The 17,991-nt window shown below is 62.5% G+C and carries 15 protein-coding genes; 2 read left to right on the forward strand and 13 right to left on the reverse strand.

Going from position 1 to position 17,991, the window contains the following annotated elements; all coding sequences use genetic code 11:
• Window positions 1-31: 31 nt before the first annotated feature.
• The 8 genes from AWY79_RS02730 to AWY79_RS02765 form a co-directional block, all read right to left on the reverse strand.
• Window positions 32-1,219, reverse strand: a complete 1,188-nt coding sequence (locus AWY79_RS02730; RefSeq protein WP_066799927.1) for a glycosyltransferase family protein — start codon at window positions 1,217-1,219, stop codon at window positions 32-34.
• Window positions 1,219-1,812 carry a histidine phosphatase family protein gene (locus AWY79_RS02735; RefSeq protein ID WP_066799930.1) on the reverse strand — a complete coding sequence of 198 codons (594 nt, stop codon included), beginning with the start codon at window positions 1,810-1,812 and terminating at the stop codon, window positions 1,219-1,221. The genes AWY79_RS02730 and AWY79_RS02735 overlap by 1 nt, the downstream gene beginning before the upstream one ends.
• Window positions 1,809-2,924 (reverse strand): glycosyltransferase family 4 protein, encoded by a 1,116-nt coding sequence (locus AWY79_RS02740; RefSeq protein WP_066799933.1) that lies wholly within the window; start codon window positions 2,922-2,924, stop codon window positions 1,809-1,811. Before AWY79_RS02740 ends, AWY79_RS02735 begins: the two co-directional genes overlap by 4 nt.
• Before the next feature lie 21 nt (window positions 2,925-2,945).
• Window positions 2,946-3,773: a tetratricopeptide repeat protein gene (locus tag AWY79_RS02745; protein ID WP_066799936.1), complete on the reverse strand. Its 828-nt coding sequence runs from the start codon at window positions 3,771-3,773 to the stop codon at window positions 2,946-2,948.
• Window positions 3,774-3,780: 7 nt separating this feature from the next.
• The gene (gene gyrA, locus AWY79_RS02750) at window positions 3,781-6,228 is read right to left on the reverse strand and encodes a DNA gyrase subunit A (RefSeq protein WP_066799939.1); all 2,448 of its coding nucleotides are present in this window, start codon (window positions 6,226-6,228) and stop codon (window positions 3,781-3,783) included.
• A 280-nt stretch (window positions 6,229-6,508) separates the two neighbouring features.
• Window positions 6,509-8,905 carry a DNA topoisomerase (ATP-hydrolyzing) subunit B gene (gene gyrB, locus AWY79_RS02755; protein WP_066799942.1) on the reverse strand — a complete coding sequence of 799 codons (2,397 nt, stop codon included), beginning with the start codon at window positions 8,903-8,905 and terminating at the stop codon, window positions 6,509-6,511.
• Complete coding sequence (gene dnaN, locus AWY79_RS02760) at window positions 8,906-10,075, reverse strand: DNA polymerase III subunit beta (protein ID WP_066799945.1); 1,170 nt, start codon at window positions 10,073-10,075, stop codon at window positions 8,906-8,908.
• Window positions 10,076-10,222: 147 nt separating this feature from the next.
• Entirely contained in the window at window positions 10,223-11,521 is a 1,299-nt protein-coding gene (locus AWY79_RS02765; RefSeq protein ID WP_066799948.1) for a DnaA ATPase domain-containing protein, read from the reverse strand.
• Window positions 11,522-11,886: 365 nt separating this feature from the next.
• Here AWY79_RS02765 and AWY79_RS02770 point away from each other — a divergent pair, with 365 nt between their 5' ends.
• Entirely contained in the window at window positions 11,887-13,056 is a 1,170-nt protein-coding gene (locus AWY79_RS02770; RefSeq protein ID WP_066799951.1) for a homocysteine biosynthesis protein, read from the forward strand.
• 323 nt (window positions 13,057-13,379) lie between these two features.
• Here AWY79_RS02770 and AWY79_RS02775 read toward each other — a convergent pair whose 3' ends face one another.
• The 5 genes from AWY79_RS02775 to queA are packed head-to-tail and all read right to left on the reverse strand — an operon-like array spanning window position 13,380 to window position 17,124.
• A complete protein-coding gene (locus AWY79_RS02775; RefSeq protein WP_066799955.1) occupies window positions 13,380-13,922 on the reverse strand; it encodes a 2-oxoacid:acceptor oxidoreductase family protein in 543 nt (180 codons plus the stop codon).
• Window positions 13,922-14,692: a thiamine pyrophosphate-dependent enzyme gene (locus AWY79_RS02780; protein ID WP_066799958.1), complete on the reverse strand. Its 771-nt coding sequence runs from the start codon at window positions 14,690-14,692 to the stop codon at window positions 13,922-13,924. The genes AWY79_RS02775 and AWY79_RS02780 overlap by 1 nt, the downstream gene beginning before the upstream one ends.
• Window positions 14,693-15,763: a 3-methyl-2-oxobutanoate dehydrogenase subunit VorB gene (locus tag AWY79_RS02785; protein WP_066799961.1), complete on the reverse strand. Its 1,071-nt coding sequence runs from the start codon at window positions 15,761-15,763 to the stop codon at window positions 14,693-14,695.
• A gap of 1 nt (window position 15,764) precedes the next feature.
• A complete protein-coding gene (locus AWY79_RS02790) occupies window positions 15,765-15,998 on the reverse strand; it encodes a 4Fe-4S binding protein (RefSeq protein WP_066799964.1) in 234 nt (77 codons plus the stop codon).
• A gap of 43 nt (window positions 15,999-16,041) precedes the next feature.
• On the reverse strand, window positions 16,042-17,124 hold the full coding sequence (queA, locus tag AWY79_RS02795; RefSeq protein ID WP_066799967.1) for a tRNA preQ1(34) S-adenosylmethionine ribosyltransferase-isomerase QueA: 1,083 nt from the start codon (window positions 17,122-17,124) through the stop codon (window positions 16,042-16,044).
• Between the two features lie 157 nt (window positions 17,125-17,281).
• Here queA and AWY79_RS02800 point away from each other — a divergent pair, with 157 nt between their 5' ends.
• Complete coding sequence (locus tag AWY79_RS02800) at window positions 17,282-17,956, forward strand: hypothetical protein (RefSeq protein ID WP_066806938.1); 675 nt, start codon at window positions 17,282-17,284, stop codon at window positions 17,954-17,956.
• Window positions 17,957-17,991 lie beyond the last annotated feature (35 nt).

Below are 17,991 nucleotides of genomic sequence, written 5' to 3' on the forward strand. Positions count from 1 at the left end.
GGATTCAGTGCGACGAAAAATTTGTCCGGGCTCAGTCCCCGGCCTGCATGTCACCGGTCTGCATATTTAGGTAGACCTTTTCCAGGATGCGGGCGGAGTTCTCGGCCCCGTCCAGGTCCAGGTGCAGGGGCGCGGCCTTGCGGTCCAACCCTTCGCGCATGAGCGGCACCAGGCGTTCGGGACCGAGGTCCTCCTCGGTGATGACCTTGAGGCCGCCCTTTTCCTCGATCCGCCGGGCGCGCATGTTCTGCTCCCGGTTCTGGAGGAACGGGTACATGAGCCCGAAGGTGTTGGTGGCCAGCAGGTTCATGGTGGTGTTGTAGCCGCCCAGGGAAACCGAGAGCGCGGCCAGGTCGAGGTAGGCCAGGAACCGCTTGGTGAACCGCTTCACGGTGATGTGCGGGTGGGCTTCGGCCTCGGCCTGCAGGCGGAGGAACTCGTCCTCCTCGGCGTAGGGACCGGCAAAGACCATCATCCGGTGCGGGTGGGTCTCGTTGAGCACGGGGGAAGCGGCCATGACGCCGCGCAGCAGGTCGCGGCCGATGTGCCCGCCGCCCACGGACGCGACCACCAGCGGGGTGTCGCCGAGGTTCAGCTCGGCGGCCAGGGCAGCGGTTCCGGCGGGGTCGGGCTTGCGGGCCACGTACCCGGTGTAGTGGACCTCGGGCACGATGCCCTCCACGCCGGGGAAGGTCTCGTCAAGGCGCACCAGGTTGGGGTCCGAGTGGACCAGGACGTGGTCGAAATTCGGGTTCAGGTAGCCGTGGACGCGCTCCACCTGGCGCTGCATGTCCTTCTTCTCCACCAGGATGTCGCGCACGGAGCAGACCGCCCGGCACTTGCCGTATTCGCCCTTGCGGACCTTCTTCAGGATGGGCAGCAGCTCGAACCGGAACTTCTTGCGCCCGAAGGGGAAGAGCTCGACCATGAAGATATCGGGCTGGTATTCGGCCATGATTTCCTTGAACAATTTCAGGCGGCGGATCAGGACCTCGTCCACCTCGGCACCCTCTTCCAAGGGGATGAACCGGGTGAACTTGGCGTCCATCATCAGGCCGGGCAGCTGGATGCGGGTCATGTTGGCTGGCGGCTCGAAATCCACCTCGGCCCCGCCGGTGACCAGGATGATCTCGTGGTCCTTGAGGGCCTTGACGATTTCCAGGGACCGGAACATGTGGCCCACGCCGAGCACGTGCTGGCAGTAGAAGACGATGCGCATTACAGCTCCATATTGAGTTCGCCCAGGGCGAGTTCGTTGTCCAGGCATTCGATGCGGTGCAGCCGGTACGGCTTGAAGGGGACGGGGTCCGAGGGCATGAACTCCAGGCCGGACAGGGCGTAGGTCAGACACTTGAGCACCCCGTTGTGGGTGACCACGAGCACGGACTCGCCGGGGTGCGCGACCGAGAAGTCGATGAGCGCGTCGCAGGCCCGCATGAGCACCTCGTCGCGGCTCTCGCCCCCTTGGGGCCGGAAGCCGAAGCCCCGGTATTCCTCGCGCCCGACCTTCTTGCGCAGCTCCTTGAGCTCCGGCTTGGTCAGTCCGGTCCAGTCGCCCCAGTCCTGTTCGCCGAGGCGCGGGTCCTCGAAGACCGGCAACCCGAGCGTTTCGTTGATGATCGCCGCCGTCTCGCGGGCGCGGGACAGCGCGCTGGTCAGGATGCAGTCCAGGCCGCCCCCGGCCAGGGACCCGGCCCAGGCGCGGGCCATGCCGCGTCCCTCCTCGTTGAGCGGGATATCGGTGTTGCCCTGGATGCGGCGGTCGCGGTTCCAGTCGGTGAGACCGTGCCGCATGCAGAAATAGGTGGTCATGATCGGGTCCTCCGGGACACCAGTAGGCGCATGATTTCGTTCATCCTGTCGTAGTTCCTGCGGGCGTCGTGCTCCTCGGCCACATAGCCGGGGGCCGCCTTGGCCAGCCGGGCGCACAGACCCGGATCGCGCACCAGGGCGTCCACCCCCTGGGTGAACGCCTCCAGGTTCGCCCCGGTGATCAGGCCGGTGCGGTCGTGGGCCACCACCTGGGGCGCGCCCTCGTCGTCGGTGGCCACCACGGGCAACCCGCATTGCTGGGCCTCCAGATAGACCATGCCCACGCTCTCCTTCAAGCCCGGAAAGGCGAAGAAATCGGCGGCCGCGAAAAATTCCCCCAGTTTCTCCCGCCGGACCATCCCGGTGAAGACCACCCGGTCGCCGAGCAGCTCCCCGGCCTCCCCTTCCAGCTCCCGGCGCAGCGGGCCGTCCCCGGCCACGGCCAGGAACAGGTCGCGCCGCCGCGAGAGCAGGTCCGCGCAGGTCCGGAAGACCCAGCGCAGCCCCTCGGCCTTGACCCCGGCGCGCATCATTGCCGCCGTGGCCACGACCTTTGCGCCGCCCGTGTTCCAGGACTCGCGCAGCCGCCGGCCGCCCTCCTCGTCTCGGGTCAGCAATCCGGCGGGCAGGCCCGGGCGGATGTGCGTATAGCGATCGGACGGCAACAGCCAGGAGCAACCCCGGAGGTCGTTGAGCCGGTTGCAGAAGAGGTGGTCCGCCCGGAGCATGGCCCGCCTGTTGAGCCGGAATCCCGGCCAGGTGGCGAGCTTTTTGCCCCGTTTGGGGGCGTAGCTCGCCTGGACCAGGCAATAGGGAACGTCCAGCCGGGCCGCACCGTCGGGCCCGAACACGTCCGGGACCTTGTAATAGGAGCCGTAGGTCAGCCAGAGGTCCGCCCCGCGCGCGGCCTCGACCATGCGGTCCAGGGCGCGCCGCGCCGGGAACCAGCGCGACGGGTGCTTCCAGATTTCCTTGGCCGAGAAGTGCGGCAGCGGGATTACCTCGCTGCCCAGTTCGCGCAGGGCCGCCGCCAGGTCGCGGACAATGGTCACGTCACCGGAAACGGTGGTGTGATCAAGGGGCTTGAACGGGGTGCACAGGGCTATCTTCACGGCTCTCTCCCAGGAGCGGGGTCACTGGGACGGCGGCGGCACCAGAGGCAGTGGCTCCGGCTCCACCTCGGGCAGGTTGGCCAGCCTGGTCTCCACCACCTTGGGATTCGGGTAGGTGGTCAGGATGGACTCCAGGAGGGCGCGGGCCTTGGCGTACTCGCGGTCGTTCTCATAGATGTCGGCCAGCAGGAAGGTCCCAAGGGCGCGCGTCTCGTCGGACACGTCCTTGAGGGCCAGGAGGGAGTCCAGGGTCTTGACCGCCTGGGACCAGCTGGAGATGAAGCTGTAGCTCTGGGCCAGCTCGTAGAGGCATTTGGCCTTGGCCTCGTTGTCGCGGGCCGAGTCCGCGCAGTTCTCCAGGGTGGCGGCCACCAGATCGTAACTGCCCATGTTCCGGTACAGCCGGGCCATGCGCAGCTGGGTCCGGTAGATGTGATCCGGGTTGCCCTGGGCGTGGATCAGGCACTTCTCGAACGCCTCGATGGCCTTTGAGGTGTTGCCCAGCTCGGAATAGACCTCGCCCAGCTGGAACATGATCTTCCAGGCCGTGTCGCGGTCCTCGCCCAGCTCCAGGTACATGGCCTCCAGCAGGACCACGGCCCGGTCGAAGTCGCCCTTGATGGTCACGGCGATCTCGGCCAGCCGGTCCCACGCCTCCTTGCGGAACTTGCCCTGCGGCTCCACCTGGAGATACCGCTCGTAGTCCTTCTCGGCCTCCAGGTAGAATCCCTTGGAATAGGATTCGCGCGCCCGCTCGATGTCCTCCTGGCCGGGGGACGACGGGGACGAGCAGGCCGCGGCGATGCACATCGCCGCGGCCAGCAGTATCAGCGTCAGTATGCGTCGCATGGCGTCCCTAGGACTGGGTCTCCGCGATATCCTCGTCATCGTCCATGACAAGGTCGAACCCGACCACCTTGTTGGCGTCGTCCATGCGCACCAGGCGCACGCCCTGGGTGGCGCGGCCCCTGGTCTGGCTGACCTCGGACACGGACATGCGGATGACCTTGTTCTGGGAGGTCAGCAGGATCACGTCGTCGGACTCGTTGACCATGCGCGCGCCCACGACCATGCCGGTCTTGTTGGTGAGGCGCATGTTCAGGATGCCCTTGCCGCCGCGCGACTGGACCCGGTACTGGTCGATGGAGGTGCGCTTGCCGAAGCCGCCCTCGGAGACGGTCAGCAGCTGGTCGCGCTCGGTATCGCCGGTGACCACGCAGGCCACGACCTCGTCGTTGGGCCGCAGGGCCATGCCCTTCACGCCGGCGGTGGCGCGGCCCATGGGCCGGGCGTCGTTGATGTTGAAGCGGATGGCCGAGCCGTCGCGGCTGGCCAGGATGCAATCCACATCCGGCTCGATCTCGCGCACGGTCATCAGCTCGTCGCCGTCGCGCAGGTTCACGGCGCGGATGCCGGTGGTCCGGCAGTTGCCGTACAGCCCGATGGAGGACCGCTTGATCATGCCCTTGCGGGTCACGAACAGGAAGAACCGGTCGTCCGCGAACTCGCGCAGGGACAGGCAGGTGGCGATGTTCTCGTCCTTGTCCAGCGGCAGCAGGTTGTTGACGTGCCCGCCCTTGGCGTAGCGCGACCCCTCTGGCACCTGGTGGACCTTGATCTTGAACATCTTGCCGAAGTTGGTGAACAGCACCAGATGCTGATGGTTGGTGGTCAGCATGAAGGTGTGGATGAAGTCGCCGTCGCCGGTCTGCACGCCCGCGATGCCCTTTCCGCCGCGCTTTTGCGCCGTGTAGTTGGACAGCGGGGTGCGCTTGATGTAGCCCCGGCGGCTCAGGGTGATGACCGTCTCCTCGTCCGGGATCAGGTCCTCGATGTCGATGGAATCGAGGTCCGCCTTGAGCAGCTCGGACTTGCGCGGGGTGGAGTAGTTCTCCTTGATCTCGCGCAGCTCCTCGCGGATGACGCTCTTCAGCACTTCCTCGTTCTCCAGGATGGACTTGAAGTATTCGATCTTCTTCATCAGCTCGGCCAGCTCTTCGAGCAGCTTGTCGTGCTCCAGACCGGTCAGCTTCTGCAAGCGCATGTCGAGAATGGCCTTGGCCTGGATCTCGGACAGCTCGAACCGGGTCATCAACGCCACGCGCGCCTCGTCCGGGGACTTGGACGCGCGGATCAGCTTGACCACTTCGTCGATGTTGTCCAGCGCGATGCGCAACCCTTCCAGGATGTGGACGCGCTTCTCGCACTTGTCGAGATCGAACCGGGTGCGCCGGGTGATGACCTCGCGCCGGTGGTCCAGGAAGTGGTTCAGGACTTCCTTCAGGTTCAGCAGCATGGGCCGCTTGCCGACCACGGCCATCATGTTGATGCCGAAGCTCGTCTCCAGGGGCGTGAACTTGTAGAGCGAATTGATGATGATGTCCGCGATGGCCCCGCGCTTGAGCTCGATGACGATGCGGATGCCCTTGCGGTCGGACTCGTCGCGCAGGTCGGCCACGCCCTCGATCTTCTTCTCGTGGACCAGGGCCGCGATCTTCTCCACCAGGGAGGACTTGTTCAGGGCGTAGGGAATCTCGCGGATGACGATGGATTCCTTGTGGCCCTTGCGCGCCTCCTCGACCTCGACCACGCCGCGGATCTTGATGGAGCCGCGCCCGGTGGTATAGGCGTCCACCAGCCCCTGGCCGCCGAAGACCGTGCCGCCCGTGGGGAAGTCCGGTCCCTTGACCAGCTCCATGAGCGACTCGATGGAACAGGCGGGATCGTCCAGCAGGTGGATGGACCCGTCGATCAGCTCGCCCAGGTTGTGGGGCGGGATGTTCGTGGCCATGCCGACCGCGATGCCCGTGGTGCCGTTAAGCAGCAGGTTCGGGACCTTGGTGGGCAGGACCGACGGTTCCTGCATGGTGTTGTCGTAGTTGGGGGTGAAATCGACCGTGTTCTTCTCGATGTCACCGAGGAACTCCGAGCAGAGCCGGGCCATGCGCACTTCGGTGTAACGCATGGCGGCCGCGGAGTCGCCGTCGATGGAGCCGAAGTTACCCTGGCCGTCCACCAGCATGTCCCGCATGGAGAAGTCCTGGGCCATGCGCACCAGGGCGTCATAGACCGCGGAGTCGCCGTGCGGATGGTATTTACCGATGACGTCACCGACCACGCGCGCGGACTTCTTGTAGGCCCGGTTGTGGTAGTTGCCCAGGTCGTGCATGGCGTAGAGAATACGCCGGTGGACGGGCTTGAGCCCGTCGCGCACGTCCGGAATGGCGCGCCCGATGATGACGGACAGGGAGTACTCAAGGTAGCTTTTCTTGAGTTCGCTTTCGATGGTGATCGTATCACTCATTCCTTACTTGCCTCCTAGGATGCCGGGTCCGCGTGATGGGTGCCTCCGGCGGCTCAAGAACCCTTTGGAAAGGGTTCTTGAGAATCTCCTAAACTTTTTGTGTCGCCGCCGGTTTTCGGTCTGTGAGCCCCGTCACGTCCTGGCGGCGTTGGTTCTTATTTATTTAAAAAACTTACGCTATTTTCGGTCTTCCCCGCCAAGGGCGGGCGATAAAAAGTTCTGGAAGGGGGTCCGGGGGAAACCTCTTTCAAGAGGTTTCCCCCGGTCTTCCTCCCGAAACTTAGATATCCAGATCCTGCACGGCCAGGGCGTTCTTTTCGATGAATTCCCGGCGCGGTTCCACGTTGTCGCCCATGAGGTCCATGAAGATGTCGTTGGCCGCGGCCGCGTCTTCGATGGTCACCTTGAGCATGATCCGGTTTTCCGGGTTCATGGTCGTTTCCCAGAGCTGTTCCGGGTTCATTTCGCCCAGACCCTTGTAGCGCTGGATGGACCAGCCGCGATGGGCCTCGTCGATGACCGAGTTATACAGGTCGAAAAGGCCGGAAACGGGCTTCTCGCTCTCTTTCAGGTCCAGGGTGAACTCGAACCCGCCGAAGGTCTCCTTGAGCTCGCCATAGGTCTTGTAGGCGGTCTTGTAGAGCTTGGAATAGAAGAACTCCATGGCCAACCGGGTGCGGTGGCCGTTCTCGTTCTCGAACACCAGGTAGGTGCGGTCCTTTTCCAGCTCCTGATCGTGCTCGGTGTCGATGTCCACGCGGTAGCCGTTGGTCTCGAAGTCGCGCTTGAAGTCCTCGGGGCTGTGCTCCTCGAAATAGGTGAAGGAGATGCGCTCCGGGTAGTCGAGGAGTTTCCGGTACAGGGTCGGCTCGATGCCCACGGTCTCGGCTTCGTTGAACCGGGTCCGCAGGAAGCGGATCTTGTCCATGATTCCCATGAGATCCTCGCCCTCGAAGACCTTGCCCGTGGTCGATTTCACGGCCAGGTCGCTGCCCACGCGGTCGAGCAGGAAGTTGTCCAGCTCGATCTCGTCCTTGATGAACCGCTCGAATTTGCCCTTGCTGGCCCGGAAGAGCGGCGGCTGCGCGATGTAGATGTGCCCGCGGTTGATCAGCTCCTCGTACTGCCGGAAGAAGAAGGTCAGCAGCAGGGTGCGGATGTGCGAGCCATCCACGTCGGCATCGGTCATGATGACGATCTTGTGGTAGCGCAGCTTGTCGTAGTCCTTTTCCTCGTCCTGGCCGATGCCGATGCCGAAGGCCGTGATCATGGCCCGGATTTCCTTGTTCCCGAGCATCTTGTCCATGCGCGTCTTCTCGACGTTCAGGATCTTGCCGCGCAGGGGAAGGATGGCCTGGATCTTGGGGTCCCGGCCCTGCTTGGCCGAGCCGCCTGCGGAGTCACCCTCGACGATGAAGATTTCGGAGTCCTCGGGGCGCTTGGACTGGCAGTCCGCCAGCTTGCCCGGCAGGGCGTTGTCGGACAGCGCGCCCTTGCGCCGAACCAGGTCGCGCGCCTTGCGGGCCGCCTCGCGCGCCCGGGCCGCGTCCACGACCTTCTCGATGATGAACCGCGCTTCCTTGGGGTTCTCCTCGAAGAAGACGTTCAGCTTCTCGTAGATCACGCCCGCCACCAGGCCGGCGGCCTCGGAGTTGCCGAGCTTGGTCTTGGTCTGGCCTTCGAACTGGGGGTCCGGCAGCTTGACCGAGATGACCGAGGTCAGTCCTTCGCGCACGTCGTCGCCGGTGAGCTTCTGGATGAGCTTCTTGGGCAGGTCCGCGTTCTGGACGTAGTTGTTGATGGCCCTGGTCAGCGCGGTCTTGTAGCCCGCCAGGTGGGTGCCGCCCTCGATGGTCCGGATGTTGTTGGCGAAGGTGTAGGTGTTTTCCTTGTAGCTCGCCGTATACTGCAGGGCGAACTCCACGATCATGTTCTCGGACTCGCCCTCGCCGTAGACGATCTCGCCGATGGTGGTCAGGTTCGAGTTGATGTCCTTGACGTACTGCTTGATGCCGCCCTCGAACTTGAACACCTCGGGCTTGGCCTCGGGGTTGCGCTCGTCGCGGAACTCGATCTCAAGACCGGAGTTGAGGTAGGCCAGCTCCTTGAACCGCTTGCGCAGCACATCGTATTCGAACTGGTTGACCTCGAAGATTTCCTCGTCGGGCCGGAACCGCTGGCTGGTGCCGGTGGAATCGGCCGGGCCGATCTCCTCCAGCTCCTTGGTCACGTGGCCGCGCTCGAACTTCATGCGGTAGGTCTTGCCGTCGCGCTTGACCGTGGTCTCCATGAACTCGGACAGGGCGTTGACGCAGGACACACCCACGCCGTGCAGGCCGCCGGACACCTTGTAGGAGTCGTTGTCGAACTTGCCGCCCGCATGCAGGGTGGTCATGGCCAGCTGGACCGCCGGAATGCCTTCCTTGGGGTGGATCTCAACCGGGATGCCGCGGCCGTTGTCGGTGACCGTGCAGGAGTTGTCCATGTGCAGGGTGACCTTGATCTTGTCGCAATACCCGGCCATGGCCTCGTCGATGGAGTTGTCGATGACCTCGTAGACCAGATGGTGCAGGCCACGGATGTCCGTGGACCCGATATACATGGCGGGCCGTTTTCGAACGGCCTCGAGTCCCTCGAGTACCGTAATGGACTCGGCTGTGTACTTCTTTTCGCTCATTTATGCGTTTTCCTCGGTATAGTAGGTCTCTTCCTGGATCATCATCGGCATGACGATGACCTGGTAGTCCTTGTCGTCGGGACCGGTCACCCCGCACGGGGCCTCGGTGCCGGTCAGGGTGAACTTCACGGTGGCGGAGTTGAAGTGGTTCAGGATCTCGATCAGGTTCCGGGTGGGGAAGGCGATGCGCGCCATGTCGCCGGAGAACCCGGCGTCAATGGACTCCCGGGCCGTGCCCGTCTCCTGGCCCTGGGCCGAGATCGTCACCTCGCCCTCGCCGAAGGTGAAGTAGGCGCAGCGGTTGGAGTCGGTGTTGAACAGGGCCACGCGGGAGAGCGCGTCCACCAGGTCGAGGCGGTTGACCTCAAGGGTGGAGACGTTGTCGTCGTTCAGCCGGGACAGGAAATTGTTGTAGTTGGGATACTGGTAGTAGGACAGCGGCAGGGTGAAGGTCTCGCGCTTGTCGCCGGTGCGGAAGAAGAGCCGCTTGTTGGAGATGGCCAGCTCGATCTCGTCGGCGGTGAGCCATTTCTTCAGTTCGGCGAGGTACTTCTTCTGGATCAGCACGCCCTCTTCGGGAAGCATGGAGTGGATGTCGTCGTTGACGAAGTTGAGCATGGCGAACTGGTGGCCGTTCAGGCCGCAGACCTCCACGGTGTTCACGCCGTCCTTCTCGCGGGGGACGAAGTAGATGCAGGCGATGGCCTCCATGGAGTCCTCGTCGGAGATGCAGAAGGAAATCTTCTCGATGATTTCATGCAGGAAGTCGCCGGACCAGTAGACCGTGTTGTCCTCCGGGAAGGTGGAGAACTTCTGGAACCACTCGGGGTCGTTCACCGGGAACTTGTACTTGCGGGCCTTCTGCTCCACCAGCACGTTCTGGTTGGCTTCGTCCGTGCGGATGGTCAGCTCGCCCTGGTCGGACCTGAGCTGCTTGACCAGGTCATAGAACGCCCTGCCCTGCACGCCTGCCAATCCCTCGCCCTCCAGGGCCGCCGGATAGGAGCCCATGAATTCCAGGTTGGAATCCGTGCTCATGACATTGAGGCTCCCGTTCTCGCACTGCAGCCAGATGGTCCGGAGGAAGGCGGCGCCCGTTTTGGCCGGGATGATGTTCGCCGACTTCTGGAGTCCTTCAATGATTTCATCTCTGTTCACTTTCAGAAACATAAAAAATATCTCCTTGATTGAGATTTATTACCTCGGTTCCTTTGTTCCTTTCTAACCTAAGAACCTGGTTTTATTCATTTTTTAAAGCACACCCATTGTCACGAGTTGCGAACGGGATATGCCAAAAGTACCTGGATTCGACTTGGATCACGACATGCGACATTTATTCTTCAACGTTTTCAACAGTTGTTTCAGTTCGAAGTCATCTTCTTGTAATTGATCGATTTTTTTGACCGAGTACAGGACCGTGGAGTGGTCCTTGCCGCCGAAGGCGCGACCCAGGGCCGGGTAGGACGTGTTCAGCATCTGGCGGCACAGGTACATGGCCACCTGGCGGGCGTGGGCGATGTGCTGGTGCCGCTTGGTGCCGGTCAGGTCCTTGACGTGGACGCTGAAATGCTCGGCCACCACGCTGAGGATCTTCTTGGGCGTCAGATCGTCGGTGGTCTTTTCCTCGGTGTTGGCCAGGATGTGTTCGAAATCCTTCTGGGAGAGGTCCTGTTTGACCAGCTCCTTGAAGGCGAACAGCTTGAGCAGGATGCCCTGGAGATAGCGGAAGTCGGTGAACCGCTGGGCCAGGGTCAGGATCTGCTCCTTGTTCAGGGAGAGCCGCTTGGCGCGCGCCTGGCGCTGGATGTACCCCACCCTGATCTCCAGGTCCGGCTCCTTCAGGGTGACGATCAATCCCCAGCCCAGGCGGGACTGGAGGTTGTCGTCCAGGAAGTCGTAGCTGGTGACCTTTTCCCGGCAGGCCAGGACCATCTGCTTCTTGTTGTCGTAGAAGTGGTTGAAGATATTGACCAGTTCCTGCTGGAAATGGGGGTGTTCCTTGATCTTGTGGAAGTCGTCGATAAACAGGAATTCATATTCGAACAGGTAGTTTCGCGCCTTGAACGGGTCGCCCTTGAAGCGGATGGAGTACAGGGAGTTGAGCTCATCCAGGGAGCCGATGAATATGGTCGAGTAGTCGTGCTTCTTGCTGATCTCGTTGGCCACGGACTTGAGCAGGTGGGTCTTGCCCGACCCGCCCGGCCCGCAGATGATGAACGGATTGAACAGGGAACCGGACTGCTTGGCCACCTCTTTGGCCGAGGCGATGGGAAAATAGTTCTTCTTGTTGATCAGAAAGGTCTCGAAGGTGAATTCCTGGCCAAAGGGAAAATCGATGCGCTTGACCACGTCGGCCACCTGGACACCCTTGGAACGTTCCGGGGTCTCGGTGTCCTTGTAGCTCACCAGATAGCCGTTTCCGAGGAACATGTTCAGCTGGGCCTCGAACTTGTCCTGGATGTCCGACTCGAACCATTTGGCAAAAAACGCATGGGGAAAACCCACGGTCAGCCGCTTGTTGTCATCGGAATAATCGAACGTCAGCGGGTCGAACCAGCGCTTGAGTTCCTCATCCGTGCAGGTCTGGAGCAGGTGTTGGCGAAATGATTCTTTCACGGTGTGATTTGGATAATCCCAACTGATTGAATTTACAGTGTTTAAAAAATCAATTTCGCAGTCTAAAAAAACTCCCGAAATTCATGTGATTCTATACCCCAAAATGGCCCCAAAGCCAAGCATTTCCGCCAAATTTTCCGCCCTGCCGAGCGCGCAAGCGGGTTTTTCCCAGACGCGCGCCGCAGTTGTTGAAAACATGCCTGAAACGGAAAGTTTTCCTCTTTCGGGAGAGTTTTTCACAGCCGGTCCGGCACGAGGAAAACAAGCCTGTTTTCCTTCGCGCGAAATTGGATTACAAGTGGTGGACTTCGAGAATGGAACAACACCCCCGCGGATCTGTCCGCCGGGGGCGGAGGCAGATAGGAATGGCAGATTTCAAAGTGAACAAGACGGTAGGCGAGATCAACGAACGCATCCGCAAGGGCAAGGCCGTGGTGGTCAACGCCGAGGAGATGATCGAGATCGTGCGCCGCGAAGGCAAGGTCCGGGCCGCCGAACAGGTCGACGTGGTCACCACCGGCACCTTCTCGCCCATGTGCTCCTCGGGGCTGCTCTTCAACATCGGCCAGCAACCGCCGGTGATGAAGGTCTCCAAGCTCTGGCTGAACAACGTGCCCTGCTACTGCGGCATTGCCGCCGTGGACGCCTATATCGGCGCCACCGAGCCGTCCGAGGACGATCCCCTGAACAAGGTCCACCCCGGCCGCTTCGCGTACGGCGGAGCGCATGTCATGGAGGACCTGCTGCGCGGCAAGGCCGTGCACCTGCGGGCCGAGGCCTACGGCACGGACTGCTACCCCCGGCGCGAGCTGGACAAGGACATCACCCTGGCTGACCTGCCCAACGCCGTGATGCTCAATCCGCGCAACTGCTACCAGAACTACAACGCGGCCGTGAACCTGACCAGCCGCACCATCTATACCTACATGGGACCGCTCAAGGCCAACTGCTCCAACGTCAACTTCGCCACCGCCGGGCAGCTCTCCCCCGCCTTCAACGATCCCTACTTCAAGACCATCGGCATGGGGACGCGCATCTTCCTGGGCGGCGGCATCGGCTACGTCATCGGCGAAGGCACCCAGCACGTGCAGAAACCCAAGCGCAACGAGCGCGGCATCCCGGAGAACGGGTCCGGCACGCTCATGCTCAAGGGCGATTTCAAGAAGATGGACGTCCGCTACGTGCGCGCCCAGTCCCTGGTGGGCTACGGCCCGTCCCTGGCGCTCGGCGTGGGCATCCCCATCCCCATCCTCAACGAGGAGATCGCCTGGTTCACCGGCGTCAGCGACGAGGACATCACCATGCCGGTCAAGGACTACGGATACGACTACCCCAACGGCATCCCCCGCGAACTGGCCCGCGTGACCTTCGCGGAGCTCAAGTCCGGCGAGGTCACCGTCAACGGCAAGAAAACCGCCACCGTCCCGGTTACGTCCTACACCATGTCCCTGGAAGTGGCCGACAAACTCAAGGAATGGATACTCAAGGGAGATTTCCTCCTGACCGAAAAACAGGACGACATCCCGAGTTATTAAGAAGAATGCCTCCGGCGGCCAGGGGGGAAACTTTTGAAAAGTTTCCCCCCTGGACCCCCTTTCCAAACTTTTTGTGTGCCTTCGGCAAGTGCGTGCGGGGCCTGTGTTTCAAGGTCTGTTTCTGTTAGGGGACAGGCCTTTTTTCATGCCCATTGTGCGCACTCTTTGAACGAATTGTCCGAATTGCCAAACCATCCTCAACCCACCCCGCGAAGCGGCTCCAAAAAGTTTGGGAAAAGGTGGGGATGGGGGGCTGGGGGCATCAAAAAAGGGTCCTGTCAGCGTCAGCTGACAGGACCCTTTTATTGGTGCCTATCCCGCGACTAGGCGACGTGTTTGGCGCCGGCTTCGATGGCCTTGGTATTGGCCGGGATGAGCTTGTGGTAGTGCGGGGAGATGACGTTTTCGAGGGACCCGATGACGGCATCCAGGGAGATGATCCCGGAGGCCTGGACGAAGGCGCCGATGGCGACCATGTTGGCCATGCGGGTATTGCCCAGCTCGTCGGCGATCTCGTTGCAGGGAACCCCGTAGCACTTGAGGCGGTCCGTATCGGCCAGCTCCATGTCGATGAGCGAGGAGTTGATGATGTGGATGCCGCCGTCCACCACGCGCGGCTGGAACTTGTCGAGCGACGGGCGGTTCATGGCGATGAGGGATTTGGGCCGGTGGATGATGGGCGAGCCGATGTCTTCTTCGGAGAGCACCACCGTGCAGTTGGCGGTGCCGCCGCGCATCTCCGGGCCGTAGACCGGGATGTAGGTGACGTTCAGGCCGTCCTTCATGCCCGCGTAGGCCAGCAGGTTGCCGATGAGCATGACGCCCTGGCCGCCGAATCCGGCGATGATGGAGTCGATGTAGCGCATTAGCAGACACCTCCTTCCTCGGACACGTCCTTGTAGACGCCCAGCGGGAAGTACGGGATCATTTCATTGGTGATCCGCTCGTTGGCCGCCAGCGGGGTCATCTTCCAGTTGGTGGGGCAGCCGGAGAGCAGCTCCACGAACCCGAAGCCGGTGTTGTTCAGCTGGAACTCGAAGGCCTTTTTCAGGTATTTCTTGGCCTTCTTGATGTTGGCCACGGTGTTGAGCGCACCGCGCGCGGCAAAGGCCACGCCGCCCAGGGAGGCGATGATCTCGGTCATGCGGATGGGCGCGCCCTCGTGGGTCTGGCAGCGGCCGGCCGGGGTGGTGGTCGTGCGCTGGCCGATGAGGGTGGTCGGGGCCATCTGGCCGCCGGTCATGCCGTACACGGTGTTGTTGACGAAGACCACGCACATCTTCTCGCCGCGGTTGGCGGCGTGCATGATCTCGGCCATGCCGATGGAGGCCAGGTCGCCGTCGCCCTGGTAGGTGAAGACGAAGTGGTCGGGCCGAGAGCGCTTGACGCCGGTGGCCACCGCCGGGGCGCGGCCGTGGGGCGCTTCGACGGCGTCCACGTTCAGATAGTTGTAGAGGAAGACCGAGCAGCCGATGGAGGTGGTCATGAGAGTCTTCTCGGCCAGGTTCATCTCGTCGAGCAGCTCGCCGATGAGCCGGTGGGCGATGCCGTGGTGGCAGCCCGGGCAGTAGTGGGTCGCCCGGTCGATGACGCTCTCGGGCCGGTCAAAGACAAGTTTTTCATTCATTTCGGACATTTATTTACCCTCCAGGCAGTTGAGGATCGGCTCCTCGAGTTCGTCCGGGGTGGGCAGGTTGCCGGGGTAGATGGCGTAGAAGTCGGAGTCCGCCACGGTCCGGATGGCCAGGCGCACGTCGTCGACCATCTGGCCGAGGTTGTGTTCGATGGTCAGGAACCGCTTGCCCTGCTTGGCCAGGGCCAGGAGGTCGTCGGACGGGAACGGGTACAGGGTGATGGGCCGGAACAGGCCGACCTTCTTGCCCTCGGCGCGGAACTTGCGCACAGCGGACTTGGCGATGCGGCCGATGGAGCCGTAGGCGCAGACGATGAGGTCCGCGTCCTCGGTTTCGAACTGCTCGGCCTCGGCCAGGTCCTTCCAGGAGTCGTATTTGGCCTGGAGGTGCTGGTTCTGGCCCGCAAGGGCACCCTCTTCCAGGAACAGGGACTTGATGAGGCGCTTTTCACGGCCGTTGTCGCGGCCGGTGATGGCCCAGTCGCGGCCCCCTTCCTCGTCCACGTTTTCCGGGGTCCAGGGGGTGATCGGTTCCTTCATCTGGCCGAGGATGGCGTCGCCGAGGATGAGCACCGGGGTGCGGTGCTTGAAGGCGATGTCAAAGGCGCGGATGGTCAGATCGTAGGCCTCCTGCACGGTGCCGGGTCCCAGGGTGAAGTGGCGGTAGTCGCCGTGTCCGCCGCCCCGGGTGGACTGGTAGTAGTCGCCCTGCGCCGGGCCGATGTCACCCAGGCCCGGGCCGCCGCGGTTCATGTTCACGACCACGGCGGGGATTTCGGATCCCGCCATGTAGGAGATGGCTTCCTGCTTCAGGGACATGCCGGGCGAGGAGGAAGAGGTCATGGCGCGCACGCCGGCGGCGCCTGCGCCGAGCAGCATGTTGGCGGCGGCCACTTCGGATTCGGCCTGGACGAAGTCGCCGCCGGCCTTGATCATCTCGGAGGACATGAATTCGGGGATGTCGTTCTGCGGGGTGATCGGGTAGCCGAAGAAGCACTTGCACTTGGCGGCCAGTGCGCCGCGCGCGATGGCCTCGTTGCCCTTGACGAAAATACGTTCCGGTTTCTTGCTCATGCTACTTCCCCTCTTTCTTCTTTGGGGTCCTGTACACTTTGATCGCCACGTCCGGGCAGATCTGGGCGCAGGATGCGCAGCCGGTACATTTGTCCTTGTCGGCCTCGGGAACCTCGGCGACCTTGTAGCCGCTGACGTTGAACCGGTCAGACTGGACGATGATGTCGACGGGACAGACGGTGGTACAGAGCAGGCACCCCTTGCACCGGTCTTCCTGGACCTCGATTCGAGACATGAATTGCTCCAGTTCGTTTGAAATGGTTAGAGGTTAGCCAATTTCAAAGGATGAGCATGGCGTCGCCGTAGGAAAAGAAGCGGAACCCCTGTTCCAGGGCGAGGGCGTATGCATCCAGAATGGTGTTTCTGCCAGCAAGAGCCGAGATCATAATGATGAGCGACGATTCTGGCAAATGGAAGTTCGTCAGAATACCGTCGATCACCTTGAAAGTATAGCCCGGCGATATGAAAATGTCTGTTTCCCCACGGAATTCGCGGATTTCCCCGGCCTCGCGGACCATGCCCTCCAGAGTCCGCGCGCTGGTGGTGCCCACGGCGATGACGGGCCGTCCCTCGGCCTTGGCCCGCAGCACGGCCTCGGCCGTATGGACCGGGACCTCGATGTATTCCGCGTGCATGCGGTGGTCGCGGATGTCCGGGCAGCGCACCGGGCTGAAGGTGCCGTAGCCCACGTAGAGCGTGACCTCGGCCCATTCGATGCCCTTGTCCGCGATCCGCTTGCGCAGCTCGGGCGTGAAGTGCAGCCCGGCGGTGGGCGCGGCCACGGACCCGGTCTTGGATTTGTCGGAATAGGTGGTCTGGTACCGCTCGCGGTCGGCGGCCCCATCCGGGCGCTTGATGTACGGCGGCAGCGGCAGATGGCCCAGGGTGTCGAAAAGCGTCTTGAGGTCGCCCCGCCAGCGCAGCTCGACCTTCCAGCGCCCGAACTCGCCCGGCTCCAGCGCGATCAGGGAGAAGTCGTCGGCAAAGGAGACCGTGGTCCCCGGTTTCGGCCCCTTGGAGGCGCGCAGCAGCCCCTCGGCCCGGGCCGAGAACCAACCCCCCTTCTCCGCCGGTTCGATGAGCGGCAGGGGCGTGAGCAGCAGGAACTCCACCTGGCCGCCCGTGGGCTTGGTGCCGAAGACGCGAGCCGGGATGACGCGCGAGTTGTTGGCCACCAACAGGCAGTTGTCCGGCAGGTGGTCGAGCAGATCGGCAAAGGGGACGGGCGTCCTGGTCCCGGCCTTGCGGTCGAGCACCAGCAGCCGGGAACCGTCGCGTTTTTCGGCGGGTTCCTGGGCGATGCGATCCTCGGGCAGGTCGTAGTCGTAGCTGGAGAGTCTGTAATCCTCGGGTATTTCCATAAATATATGTCCGGTTCGTGCTGAGACCCCTGTTCTACAACACCTGGAATTTCAACGGAATCTTTTTCTTTTCTAATTAAATCAGTCAGCTATGCCCCTGCGACCGTATTTTATGCAAGGGGCTTGATATTGGCGGTATTCATGGTATTCCATGTACATGAATTGGCTTTCCGTGGCTGAGATAGCCAAACTCACCCGCATCCCCGCGCCGACCGCCCGCCGGTACGCAGCCCTGTTCAAGGACTTCCTGGGGGGCCGCAAGATCGGTCGCGTCACCAAGTATCCGGAAGATTCCGTGGTCGTCTTCGAGCGCATCTCGCGATTGTACGGCGAGGGTTTCGTCACCAGCGAGATCGAGGAGCGGCTGCACAGCGAATTTCCCCGGACCATCGACGTGGAGCACCGCCCGGCTTCAGCGCCCGTGGAAGGGTTCGCCGACATGGCGTCCACCTTCAACGACGTACTCTCCCGTGTGGCGGGATGCATGGAGGTCATCGCCAACCAGAAGGCGATCATCGACAGCCAGCAGGAGGACATCCGCAAGCTCAAGACCGCGTTCGTCCTCCTGGCCCGCAGCCAGAAGCGGATCAAGCAGCTGCCCGCCTCCGACCTCCTGGCCCTGCCCGCGGACATCGTGGAGCAGACCAGGGCGCTGGAGGCAAAGGACGCCGAGATCGAGGAGATGGCCGTGAAGCTGACCTTCGACACCTCGGACATCAAGGCCAAGCTGCAGATACTCGAGAGCGAGCTGGTGCGCCTTCGCAAGGACAGGCGGGAGATGGAAAAATACCTCCAGGACAAGATCGACCGGCTCAAGGAGTCCGCGTCCTGAAGAAGAACCAAAATTCCCGTATCCGCGCGATACGG

The organism is Pseudodesulfovibrio indicus, assembly GCF_001563225.1.
Lineage (GTDB): Bacteria > Desulfobacterota > Desulfovibrionia > Desulfovibrionales > Desulfovibrionaceae > Pseudodesulfovibrio > Pseudodesulfovibrio indicus.